General features: G+C 65.4%; 9 protein-coding genes. 6 read left to right on the top strand and 3 right to left on the bottom strand.

What is annotated here, in order from left to right; all coding sequences use genetic code 11:
• Positions 1-38 precede the first annotated feature (38 nt).
• The gene (locus A5766_RS08085) at positions 39-1,001 is read left to right on the top strand and encodes a quinone oxidoreductase family protein (RefSeq protein WP_064904204.1); all 963 of its coding nucleotides are present in this window, start codon (positions 39-41) and stop codon (positions 999-1,001) included.
• A gap of 23 nt (positions 1,002-1,024) precedes the next feature.
• On the opposite strand, the gene A5766_RS08080 is transcribed toward A5766_RS08085, so the two are convergent.
• Positions 1,025-1,948, bottom strand: a complete 924-nt coding sequence (locus tag A5766_RS08080) for a heme o synthase (protein ID WP_411349263.1) — start codon at positions 1,946-1,948, stop codon at positions 1,025-1,027.
• A gap of 407 nt (positions 1,949-2,355) precedes the next feature.
• Between A5766_RS08080 and tkt the strand changes: the two genes are divergently transcribed.
• The 5 genes from tkt (at position 2,356) to pgl (ending at position 8,920) form a co-directional block, all read left to right on the top strand.
• Entirely contained in the window at positions 2,356-4,434 is a 2,079-nt protein-coding gene (gene tkt / locus A5766_RS08075; RefSeq protein ID WP_064904202.1) for a transketolase, read from the top strand.
• A gap of 95 nt (positions 4,435-4,529) precedes the next feature.
• Positions 4,530-5,651 carry a transaldolase gene (gene tal / locus A5766_RS08070; RefSeq protein WP_064904230.1) on the top strand — a complete coding sequence of 374 codons (1,122 nt, stop codon included), beginning with the start codon at positions 4,530-4,532 and terminating at the stop codon, positions 5,649-5,651.
• Between the two features lie 5 nt (positions 5,652-5,656).
• On the top strand, positions 5,657-7,192 hold the full coding sequence (gene zwf, locus A5766_RS08065) for a glucose-6-phosphate dehydrogenase (RefSeq protein ID WP_005202749.1): 1,536 nt from the start codon (positions 5,657-5,659) through the stop codon (positions 7,190-7,192).
• 61 nt (positions 7,193-7,253) lie between these two features.
• A complete protein-coding gene (locus tag A5766_RS08060; protein WP_005202747.1) occupies positions 7,254-8,171 on the top strand; it encodes a glucose-6-phosphate dehydrogenase assembly protein OpcA in 918 nt (305 codons plus the stop codon).
• Positions 8,168-8,920, top strand: a complete 753-nt coding sequence (gene pgl / locus A5766_RS08055) for a 6-phosphogluconolactonase (protein ID WP_005202746.1) — start codon at positions 8,168-8,170, stop codon at positions 8,918-8,920. The genes A5766_RS08060 and pgl overlap by 4 nt, the downstream gene beginning before the upstream one ends.
• A gap of 33 nt (positions 8,921-8,953) precedes the next feature.
• Here the strand turns inward: pgl and ppc are convergent, their stop codons facing one another.
• Positions 8,954-11,788 carry a phosphoenolpyruvate carboxylase gene (gene ppc, locus A5766_RS08050; RefSeq protein ID WP_005202743.1) on the bottom strand — a complete coding sequence of 945 codons (2,835 nt, stop codon included), beginning with the start codon at positions 11,786-11,788 and terminating at the stop codon, positions 8,954-8,956.
• A 172-nt stretch (positions 11,789-11,960) separates the two neighbouring features.
• Positions 11,961-12,194: a preprotein translocase subunit SecG gene (secG, locus tag A5766_RS08045; RefSeq protein ID WP_005202741.1), complete on the bottom strand. Its 234-nt coding sequence runs from the start codon at positions 12,192-12,194 to the stop codon at positions 11,961-11,963.
• Positions 12,195-12,263 lie beyond the last annotated feature (69 nt).

Below are 12,263 nucleotides of genomic sequence, written 5' to 3'. Positions count from 1 at the left end.
TGCGTAGCGGCGCGGTGGGCACCGTGTACAAACGAGGCATGCGCGCGATTCAGGTGACCCATCACGGCGGCCCCGAGATGCTCAACTACGGAACGGTCGACGATCCGATCCCCGCCCCGGACGAGGTGATCGCCCGGACCTCGGCGATCGGCGTGAACTTCATCGACACTTACCTGCGGCGCGGCATGTATCCGTCGACGCCGCCGTATGTGCCCGGCACCGAGGGCACGGGCGAGATCGTCGCAGTCGGCAGTGAGGTCACCGACCTCGAGCAGGGACAACGAATCGCCTGGGTCGATGCGCCCGGCTCCTATGCCGAACTCGTCGCGGTCCGCGCCGACCGCGCCATCCCGGTTCCCGACGGCGTCCCCGACGTCGTGGCCGGCGCGACGATGCTACGCGGCCTGACCGCGCACTACCTGCTCGACGGCAGCGCACACCCGGCTTCGGGTGACACCATCCTGCTCCACGCGGGCGCCGGCGGCGTCGGACTGATCCTTACGCAGCTGGCCGCGCGGCGCGGCATCACGGTGATCACCACCGTCTCGACAGACGAGAAGGAAGAGCTGTCCCGGTCCGCGGGCGCAGCGCACGTGTTGAGGTACGGCGACGACCTGGTTGCGCAGGTGCGCGATCTCACCGATGGCAACGGTGTCCCAGTCGTCTACGACGGAGTCGGCGCCGACACCTTCGAACAATCACTCGCCTCGACGGCCGTCCGCGGCATCGTCGTCGTGTTCGGTGCCGCGAGCGGACCGGTGCCACCGTTCGACATCCAGCGGCTCAATCCGGCAGGCTCACTGTCGGTGACACGTCCGACGCTCGGCCATTTCATCGCCGACACCGACGAGTTGCGCTGGCGTTCGGCAGAGTATTTCGACGCTGTTCTCGACGGTCTGGACGCGCGCGTCGGTCAGCAGTACAGGCTCGCAGACGCGTCGACCGCACAAGCCGACCTGGAGAACCGGACGACCACGGGAGCGACGGCACTCATCCCCTGAGCGCGGTTAGTGGCCCGGCGGCCTCAGAAGTAGCTGGCGATGGTGGGTAGGTTGACCACCGCGTCGATTGCGAGTCCGCAGAACAGAGCGGCGAGATACTCGTTCGACTGCAGGAACACCTTCAGGGGGGTCACCTCGACGCCGCGTCGGGTGTCACGGTAGAGCTTGTGCACACGGTTGAGGAACCACACCCCGGCCAGCACCGCGACAGCCGCGTAGATCCAGCTCGCGGCACCGATCAGCAGGAACGAGCAGATGACGGTCAGCCATGTGTAGACGAGGATCTGACGGGTGACCCGCTCCTCCGTCGCGATCACCGGCAGCATCGGCACGCCGGCAGCCTTGTAGTCCTCGCGATACCGCATGGCAAGCGCCCAGGTGTGCGGCGGCGTCCAGAAGAAGATCACGCCGAACATCACGATCGGCTGCCAGCTCAGGGAGCCGGTCACGGCGGCCCATCCGACGAGCGTCGGCATGCAGCCCGCTGCGCCGCCCCACACCACGTTCTGCCAGGTGCGGCGCTTGAGGATCATCGTGTAGACGCCGACGTAGAAGACGATCGTCGCCGACACCAGCAGCGCGCTGAGCAGATTGGCGGCCCACCACAGAACCGCGAACGACGCGACCCACAACATCAGACCGAAGATCAGCGCGTTGGTCCTCGTGACCGCGTGCCGGGCGAGCGGACGCTTGGCGGTACGCCGCATCTTCTTGTCGATGTCGGCGTCGACGACCATGTTGAGCGTGTTGGCACTCGCCGCGCCCAACCAGCCGCCGAGAAGCGTGAAGGCGATGATGGCGAGGTCGACGTGGCCTCGATCCGCCTGCAGCATCACCGGGATCGTTGCCACCAGCAATAATTCGATGACGCGCGGCTTGGTCAGAGCGACGTAGGCCATCACCAGTCCGCGTATGCGGGCCACGACACGTGTGTCGGCGGTTGTGATCGATTCGGTGACCTGCCGGTCAGAATCCACCTCGGACGTGCTGCGAGAAGTGGCGGAACCATCTCCGCTCACACGCTCACCGATCCTCACGTCAACTCCCCTGCCCCACCGACGATTCGGCTCGCGGGCATTTCCGACTACTACTCAGCATGGTAGACGCTGGGGTATTCGATCGAAGAATTGAGGCTCCGCGCAGCGATCAACCTGCGACGACGGGGGTTGCCCACAGATCGTTACGAGCCACCCCACCACAGAGTGGCGTAGGCGGATTACTCTGAACATCGTGGGCCGGACGGCCCTGCGGCAGCGCGCAGACAGATCGCGCATGAGTACGCGCGCTCGACGGCTGACGACCCAGCACGACACGTATCACGCAGGCACACCAACACGTACAGGAGACGGCACACGTGGCTGACACCGACGAGATCCGCGAACGCACCACGGCGGCTTACCCAGACGACTGGTCCGACGTGGACACACGCGCGGTCAACACCGCCCGAGTACTCGCCGCCGACGCCGTGCAGAAGGTCGGCAACGGACACCCCGGTACCGCGATGAGTTTGGCGCCGCTCGCGTACACGTTGTTCCAGCGAGTCATGCGCCACGATCCCGTCGACACCACGTGGGTCGGCCGCGACCGCTTCGTCCTCTCGTGCGGCCACTCGAGTCTGACTCTCTACATCCAGCTCTATCTCGGCGGGTTCGGTCTCGAACTCTCCGACCTCGAGGCCCTGCGCACGTGGGATTCACTCACCCCGGGGCACCCGGAGTTCCGGCACACCAAGGGCGTCGAGATCACCACCGGCCCTCTCGGACAGGGTCTGGGGTCTGCGGTCGGCATGAGCATGGCTTCGCGCTATGAGCGCGGTCTGTTCGATCCCGACGCCGCTCCCGGTGCCAGCCCGTTCGACCACTTCATCTATGTGATCGCCTCCGACGGCGACATCGAAGAGGGAGTGACGTCCGAGGCATCATCGCTCGCCGGTACGCAGGAGCTGGGCAATCTGATCGTGTTCTACGACCAGAACCAGATCTCGATCGAGGACGACACCACCATCGCACTCGGTGAGAACACCCCACTGCGCTACGAGGCGTACGGCTGGCATGTACAGACCGTCGAGAGCGGCGAGGACGTCGTCGCCATCGAGGCCGCGATCGAGGCGGCCAAGAAGGTCACCGACAAGCCGTCGCTCATCTGCCTGCGGACGATCATCGGTTACCCGGCGCCGGACAAGATGAACACCGGCGCCGTACACGGCTCGGCGCTCGGCGCCGACGAGGTCGCCAAGACGAAGGAAGCTCTCGGCTTCGATCCGGACAAGACCTTCGACGTCTCCGAAGAGGTCATCGGCCACACCCGCAAACTCGTCGAGCGGGGTGTCGAGGCCAAGGAGACGTGGACGAAGGCGTTCGACGCCTGGGCGAGCTCGAACCCCGACAACAAGAAGCTCTTCGACCGACTCCAGGCTCACGAGCTGCCCGACGGATGGCGCGATGTCCTGCCGACCTGGGCTCCCGGCGACAAGGACCTCGCGACCCGCGCGGCGTCGGGAAAGGTTCTCTCGGCGCTCGGCGGGATCCTCCCGGAGCTGTGGGGCGGTTCGGCCGACCTCGCGGGTTCGAACAACACCACGATCGACGGGGCGGCCTCGTTCGGTCCCACCGCGATCTCGACCAAGAAGTGGTCAGCCAACCCGTACGGCCGCACGCTGCACTTCGGTATCCGCGAGCATGCGATGGGCGCAATTCTCTCCGGCATCGTGCTGCACGGCCCGACGCGAGCGTATGGCGGTACGTTCCTGCAGTTCGCCGACTACATGCGTCCGTCGGTGCGACTGGCCTCGCTCATGGAGATCGATCCGATTTACGTGTGGACACACGACTCCATCGGTCTCGGCGAGGACGGCCCCACCCACCAACCGGTCGAGCATCTCGCCGCACTGCGCGCTATCCCCCATCTCGATGTCGTGCGTCCCGCCGATGCCAACGAGACCGCTGCGGCGTGGGCCCACCTGATGACGCGCCGCAATCATCCCGTCGGCCTGATCCTGACACGTCAGAACGTTCCGGTCCTCGAGGGGACGTCGGCCGAGGGGGTCGCCGCCGGAGCGTACGTGCTCAGCGACTCCGACGACGATCCGCAGGTCGTCATCATCGGAACTGGCTCCGAGGTGCAGTTGGCCGTCGAGGCACAGAAGACTTTGGCCGAGAAGGGAATCGCGGCCCGCGTGGTGTCCATGCCGAGCATGGAGTGGTTCGACGAACAGCCACAGGGCTACCGCGACTCGGTACTGCCTCCGGCAGTGCCGCGGGTGTCGGTCGAGGCGGGTATCGCGATGCCGTGGTACCGCTGGGTGGGCAACGGCGATCAGATCGTGTCGCTCGAGCATTACGGAGCGTCCGCCGACTACAAGGTGCTGTACGAGAAGTTCGGTATCACCGCGGAGGCGGTCGTCGCGGCCTCGCTTCGCGCTGTGGCGGGCTGATCGCCGATTGAATCCACAACTCAACATCGAGATCCCAACCGAGGCAACCCACTAGAGGCGCTCCCACAAGGAGCGTGATGTTGGAGGAGAGAACCGTGACACAGAACGAGAAGCTCGCAGAATTGTCCGCAGCCGGGGTTTCGGTGTGGCTGGACGACCTGTCCCGAGACCTGATCAGCTCGGGGCAGCTCCAAGAACTCGTCGACACCAAATCCGTGGTGGGCGTGACGACCAACCCGTCGATCTTCCAGGCCGCTCTGTCCAAGGGCACTGCCTATGACGACCAGATCAACGAGCTGGCCGCGCGCGACACCGACGTCGACAGCGCGGTGCGCACACTGACGACCGACGACGTCCGTAACGCATGCGACGTCCTGCGGCCGGTCTTCGACCGCACCAACGGCCTCGACGGTCGGGTGTCGATCGAGGTCGACCCGCGCCTGGCGCACGACACCCAGAAGACCGCGGCTCAAGCGGTGGAGCTGTGGAAGATCGTCGACCGTCCCAACACGCTGATCAAGATCCCGGCAACGAAAGAAGGCCTGCCTGCGATCAGCCGCACCCTCGCCGAGGGCATCAGCGTCAACGTCACCCTGATCTTCTCGGTGGAGCGCTACCAGGAGGTCATGGACGCCTACCTGAACGGGCTCGACGCCGCGCTCGCCGCAGGACACGACATCTCGAAGATCCACTCCGTGGCGTCGTTCTTCGTCTCTCGCGTCGACACCGAGGTGGACAAGCGTCTCGACGCCATCGGCACGCCACAGGCCGTGCAGCTCAAGGGTTCGGCAGCGCTGGCCAACGCGCGGATCGCCTACCACGCCTACCAGCAGGTGTTCGAGATCGATTCCCGCTTCCCCGCTCTGCGAGAGCAGGGCGCGTTGCCGCAACGCGCACTCTGGGCATCGACCGGTACCAAGAACCCCGACTACGCCGACACGCTCTATGTCAGCGAACTCGTCGCTCCCAACACGGTCAACACCATGCCGAGAAAGACGATGGACGCGTTTGCCGACCACGGCTGGGTCGACACCAAGTCGATCGTGGGTCGCGCCAAGGAGTCGCGTGAGGTCTTCGACGCCATTTCGGCTGTCGGCGTCGACTTCTCGGACGTGTTCAAGGTGCTCGAGGACGAGGGCGTGACCAAGTTCGTCGACGCGTGGACCGACCTCCTCGGCGCAACCGAGGAGCAGCTCTCCGCTGCGAAGAAGAGCTGACGTAGGTGGCAGACACCGCGGGATGGAAGAACCCGCTGCGCGACCCACGTGACAAACGTCTCCCTCGTATCGCAGGCCCGTGCAGCCTCGTCATCTTCGGCGTCACCGGAGATCTCGCACGCAAGAAGTTGATGCCGGCGGTGTACGACCTCGCCAATCGGGGGTTGTTGCCGCCGTGGTTCGCGCTCGTCGGTTTCGCCCGACGGGATTGGGACGACGAGGATTTCGCGAAAGTCGTCCACGACGCCGTTCGCGAGCACGCAAGGACAGGCTTCCGCGAGGAGGTCTGGGAACGTTTGTCGGAGGGATTTCGGTTCGTCCAGGGTTCCTTCGACGACGATGCAGCATTCGACCGCCTGCACGAGACGCTCCTGCGGCTCGACAAGGAGCGCGGCACGGACGGTAATCACGCCTTCTATCTCTCGATTCCGCCCAACGCGTTCCCCACGGTCTGCGAGCAACTCGAACGCAGTGGGCTGGCCGCCGAGGAAGGCGACAACTGGCGTCGCGTGGTGATCGAGAAACCCTTCGGGCACGATCTGCAGTCGGCCAAGGAACTCAATGCCATCGTCAATGCCGTGTTCCCGGAGTCGTCGGTGTTCCGCATCGACCACTACCTCGGCAAGGAGACGGTGCAGAACATTCTCGCGCTGCGCTTCGCGAACCAACTGTTCGATCCGCTGTGGAGTTCGCACTACGTCGACCACGTCCAGATCACCATGGCCGAGGACATCGGCCTCGGCGGACGTGCCGGCTATTACGACGGCATCGGTGCCGCGCGCGATGTGATCCAGAACCATTTGCTCCAACTCATGGCACTGGTCGCGATGGAGGAGCCGATCTCGTTCGAGCCCAAGCAATTACAGGCCGAGAAGATCAAGGTGCTCTCGGCGACGAGCAACATCCTGCCTCTCGACGAGAACACTGCGCGCGGCCAGTACGGGCCGGGCTGGCAGGGCAGCCAGAAGGTCCCGGGACTCCTGGAGGAGGAAGGGTTCAGCGCCGACTCCATCACCGAGACCTACGCGGCGATCGCGCTCGAGGTGGATTCACGACGCTGGGCGGGCGTGCCCTTCTACCTGCGCACGGGAAAACGCTTGGGCCGCAGGGTGACCGAGATTGCACTGGTCTTCAAGCGTGCACCGCACCTTCCGTTCGACAAGACGATGACCGAGGAGCTGTCGCAGAACGCACTCGTGATCAGAGTGCAGCCGGACGAGGGCATCAGACTGCGGTTCGGGTCGAAGGTGCCCGCGTCGAGCATGGAGGTCCGCGACGTCAACATGGACTTCAGTTACCGCACGGCGTTCACCGAAGCATCTCCCGAGGCCTACGAGCGGCTGATCCTCGACGTGCTGCTCGGTGAGCCGTCGCTGTTCCCGGTCAACGACGAGGTCGAATTGTCGTGGAAGATCCTCGATCCCGTCCTCGACCACTGGGCGCAGTCCGGGCGTCCCGACACCTACGAGTCGGGCACCTGGGGACCCGACTCCGCCGACGAAATGATGGCCCGCACCGGACGAACGTGGCGTCGACCCTGACCCGGCCGAGCCCGATCGTCCGGTTTTTGCCGCATCCCCCGCCCGCGCCGAGGAGGCACTGATGATCGTCACCCTGCCCGACACGACGACCAACGAGGTCGCCAAGAAGATCGTCATGGTCCGCGAGTCCGGAGGCGCCATCAGCCTCGGACGCGTGCTGACCCTGGTGGTCGTCGCCGAACACGGCGAACCGACCGAGGCGGCCATTGAAGCGGCCATCGGTGCCAGTAGCGAACACCCGAGCCGGGTGATCGTGATCTCGTGCGATCCGCGCGGCGAACAGTCACGACTCGACGCGGAGATCCGTGTCGGTGGTGATGCGGGTGCGTCGGAGGTCGTGCTCCTGACGCTTCACGGTGAGCTGGCGAATCATCCACGCAGCGTCGTGACGCCGTTCCTGCTGCCCGATACCCCCATCGTGACGTGGTGGCCCGGTGCCGCGCCCGAGGATCCCGCCAAGGACACGATGGGCAAGATCGGGCGTCGGCGGATTCTCGACGCGACGAAGTCGGCGAACCCGGAGACGGTCCTCGAACGCAGGTTGGCCACGTACGCTCCCGGCGACACCGACCTCGCGTGGACGCAGATCACCGGGTGGCGAGCCCTGCTCGCGTCGGCTGTCGAGCGGCCTCCGCACACCCCCATCACTGCTGCGGAGGTGACCGGACCCGCGACCTCCCCGAGCGTCGATCTGCTTGCGGGATGGCTTCTTTCGACGCTCGGCGTTCCGACACGGCGGTACATCGGCAGCTTCGAGGTACGTCTTCACCGTGACGAGGGCACCACGGTCATGTCGATCGACCAGAACGGCAACGCCGTACTGAGTGCCCCGGGCAAACCCGACGGCCGTGTGGCGATGATGCACCGCGACCTGCCGATCTGCCTGGCAGAGGAATTACGCCGACTCGACACCGATGACATGTACGAACTCGCCCTGCGCGGCGCGGTGGAGCTACAGGCACAGGGAGCGCCGGTATGACGACGGAAACCCTCGTGTTCGACGACCGCGACATGCTGACCACCACGGCGGCAGCACGATTCGTCGACATAGTGTCACGTGCGCAGAAGGAGCGTGGCGTCGCGTCGGTGGTGCTGACCGGAGGAAGCAACGGGATCGGCATTCTGCGCGCTCTGGCACCGGGAGGCGAGGTCGACACGAGCCCGCTGGACTGGTCGCGGATCGACTTCTACTGGGGTGACGAACGTTTCGTTCCGAACGACGACCCCGAACGCAACGTCGGACAGGCCACCGAGGCCCTTCTCGCGCATGTGCCGGTCGACCCGGCCCGAGTGCATCCGGTGGCGGCGTCGGACGGACCGTTCGGCGACGACATCGAGGCTGCCGCACAGGATTACGCGGCCGTCCTCGCGGCCAACGCGGATAACGGCATCTCCCCAGCGTTCGATCTGCACCTACTCGGGATGGGCGGCGAAGGTCACATCAACTCGCTCTTCCCCCACACCGACGCGACCGCAGAGAACGTGCGGACAGTTGTTCCGGTCGAGAACTCGCCGAAGCCACCGCCGCGTCGGATCACGTTGACCTTCCCCGCGCTGAATCGGTCGTCGGCGGTGTGGTTCCTGGTGTCCGGCGCCGACAAGGCCGACGCTGTGGCCGCCGCACATTCGGGGGCGTCGCGCGACGACTGGCCGTGTGCGGGTGCGCACGGAACGTCGGAGACCGTGTGGTTCCTCGACGACGCCGCCGCCGGAAAACTCTCGGTATAGTTCCCCGGTCGGCGGCGGCTGCCGTCGGCCGCGCTAGCCGCTGTTACGCAGCGCCGTCGCCAGACCGTTCATCGTGAGCTGGATGCCACGTCGGACCCGCGGGCTGTCGTCGCCTGCACGGAACCGCCGCAGCAGTTCCACCTGCAGCAGATTCAACGGCTCGAGATACGGGAATCGGTTGTACACCGAACGCTTCAGTGCGGCGTTGTCGGCGAGAAGATCATCGGTGCCGGTGATCTTCGCGTACATCGCGAGGGTGCGCTCGTGCTCGTCGACGATCATCCCGAATACCTTGTCGCGCAACGCTTCATCCGGAACGAGCTGGGCGTACCGGTGCGCGAGACCCATGTCCGACTTGGCGAGCACCTGCGCCATGTTCGACATCACCGTGCGGAAGAACGGCCACTTCTCGTAGTACCGATGGAGGGTCTCGAGTCGCTGCGGGTCGTCGCCGACCCACTGCTCGAAGGCCGTGCCGGTGCCGTACCACCCCGGCAGCATCACACGGGACTGCGTCCACGACAGCACCCACGGAATGGCGCGCAGGTCCGAGATCTTCTCGGTCTGCTTGCGCGACGCGGGCCTGCTGCCGATGTTGAGTGCGCCGATTTCCGACAGCGGTGTCGACGTGGTGAAGTACTCGACGAACCCGGACGTCTCGTGCACGAGCTTCGAGTACGCGGCACGGGCAAGGGCCGCTACCTCGTCCATATTCTGGTACGCCTGTTCCGATTCATCACCGAGACCCTCGACGTCGAGCAACGACGACTCGATGGTTGCCGCGAGTAGCGTTTCCAGATTGCGTTCGGCGACAACGGGTTCCGCGTACTTGGCCGCGATGATCTCGCCCTGCTCGGTGATACGCAGCGAACCCTGCACCGCCCCCGGCGGTTGGGCCAGGATCGCGTCGTAGCTCGGGCCGCCACCGCGACCGACCGTGCCACCGCGACCGTGGAACAGACGCAGGCGGATACCCGCCTTCTTGGCCGCCTCGACGAGGTCGAGCTCACCGCGATAGAGCGCCCAGTTGGCGGCCATGTACCCGCCGTCCTTGTTCGAATCCGAGTATCCGAGCATGACCTCCTGCATCCCGGCCTGCGAATCGACGAGATCGCGGTAGAACGGCAAATCGAGCGCAGCGAGCAGCGTTTCGGCGCCCTGCTGGAGATCTTCGATCGTCTCGAACAGCGGGACGATCCGCACCGTCGAGACCAGCTTGCCGTCGTCGTCGATGTCGATGAGGCCTGCTTCTTTGAGGAGGATCATCGGCTCCAACATGTCGCTGACCGACGTACACATGGAGATGACGTAGTTCGGTACGGACTGCGGGCCGAATGCCGCGACGGCGGCGGCAGCAGCGCGAACGATGTCGAGTTCCTTGCGTGCGAGCTCCGAGAGGTCCGAATCGGGCCTGGTGAGCGGACGGCGGGCCTGCAGCTCCGCCGACAGCACCGCAACGCGATCCTCCTCGGACAACGACAAGTAGTCGGGTGTGGCGCCCGCCCACGCCAGCAGCTCGGCGATGACCTCTTCGTGCATGTCGGAGTTCTGCCGCATGTCCAGACCCGACAGATTGAATCCGAACGTCCGGACGCCCTCACGCAGGCGCAGCAGCCGATCGTCGGCGATGGCCTCATCACGATTCTCGCGGAGCGCTTCGTCGACGACGTCGAGATCGGCGAGGAGTTCGGCCGAATCGGCATACGGCGGCTTGCCGTCGATGAGGTCGAGATCCTCCTTCTGCAGCACGTCCGGGCCGAACAACGCTTCAGCCGTCGCGACGAGTCGCGCACGAATGTGCTTGAGTGCCAACCGGAATGGCTCGTCGGTCGCCGGGTCGTCTGCGTCGACACCCGCGAGTTGGACGAGCCGCCCGCTGGTTTCGATCAACCGCGCCGACATGCTCAGCTCCTGACGGAGCAGCCGAAGTTCGGACAGGTGGTGTCCGATCGCGGTGCGCGCCGCGAGGGACGTCGCCAACGCGACCACATCGCCGGTCACATACGGGTTGCCGTCACGGTCGCCGCCGATCCACGAACCCATCCGCAGGATCGGCTCGTCGGACAGGCCGGCGTCGGGGTACGCCGCCTGCAGTGTCGACCGCACCGACGTGTTGATCTTCGGTACGACGTCGAAGAACGAGGCGTCGTAGTAGCGGAGGCCGGACCGGATCTCGTCCTGGATGGTGAGACGTTCGAGACGGATGAGTGCCGTCTGCCACAGTGTCAGGATCTGGCGCTCGATCGCCTCGATGACCTCGGCGTCCTCGTCGGAGGTGAGGTTGGTGCGTCCGCGAAAGCGCATGAGCTCGGTGATGCGGTTCTGCGCGTCGAAGACCGTGCGGCGTCGGGTCTCGGTCGGATGGGCGGTGATCACCGGGACGACCGTCGCGTCGGCGAGCGCCGCTCCCACCTGGGCGTCGGACAGGTCGGCGGCCGCGAGCTTCGCGTAGGTGGCGGCGAGGCTGCTGTCCTGCGGAGGATCGCCCGCGCGCACGTGAATGGCACGACGACGCTCGCGGTGGATGTCCTCGGCGAGATTCGCCAACAGCGCGAAGTTGCCGAATGCACGGATGACCGGCATCGCGGTGTCGATGTCGAGATCGGTGAACATGTCGGCGAGCTCGTCGCGGTCGATCTCCGCACGTCGGATTCGGAAAGCAGCGACGCGCGCAGCTTCGACCAGATCGAAGACCTCGTCACCCGCGTGCTCTCTGATCGCATCGCCGAGTAGGCCGCCGAGCAACCGGATGTCCTCACGCAACGGTTCGGTGAGGGCTCGCCCCTCGTCGTCAACGGAGATCAGATCATCGATGGACGTCGATGGACGCCAGGCCGGGGCACCGTGGGACGGATCGGTTGAGGTCATGTCCTCAAGTATTCAGGTATTCAGCGAACGGGGCATCTCGACGCGAACCGAACACGACAGACCAGACACAGCACAAGAAGGGGCCGACAGCACAACTTGGGCAGACACAGCACGGGGGCCGCGCACTGTGCGCGGCCCCCGTGCTGAAAGTGTCAGAAGTACGTGATCTTGGTCAGGAGTACTTGATGTCGAGTTCGACGCCGATGATGAGGATGAACCACACCAGGCCGACGAAGACCGTCAACCGGTCGAGATTGCGCTCGACAACGCTCGAACCCGACAGACTCGACTGCACGCCGCCGCCGAACAGCGAGGACAGGCCACCGCCCTTGCCGCGATGCAGCAGCACGAGGACGACCAGCAGAACACTGGTCACGATCAGACCGATTTCGAGCGCGAGCTTCATCCGGTGAGCATTCCTGTTTCGTCGTGTACGGCAGAGGGCAGGTTGGCCTCGTTGCACACATGAGCGCGC

Origin of the sequence: Gordonia sp. 852002-51296_SCH5728562-b, from assembly GCF_001665475.1 — a bacterium.
GTDB lineage: Bacteria > Actinomycetota > Actinomycetes > Mycobacteriales > Mycobacteriaceae > Gordonia > Gordonia sputi.
Note: the sequence above shows the minus strand (reverse complement) of the source record. Positions and strands in the feature narration are given on the sequence as shown.

Coding starts and splice junctions, on each gene's coding strand:
- A5766_RS08085 (WP_064904204.1), top strand. CDS start 39: ATGCGCGCGATTCAGGTGACCCATCACGGCGGCCCCGAGATGCTCAAC.
- A5766_RS08060 (WP_005202747.1), top strand. CDS start 7,254: ATGATCGTCACCCTGCCCGACACGACGACCAACGAGGTCGCCAAGAAG.
- pgl (WP_005202746.1), top strand. CDS start 8,168: ATGACGACGGAAACCCTCGTGTTCGACGACCGCGACATGCTGACCACC.
- ppc (WP_005202743.1), bottom strand. CDS start 11,788: ATGACCTCAACCGATCCGTCCCACGGTGCCCCGGCCTGGCGTCCATCG.
- secG (WP_005202741.1), bottom strand. CDS start 12,194: ATGAAGCTCGCGCTCGAAATCGGTCTGATCGTGACCAGTGTTCTGCTG.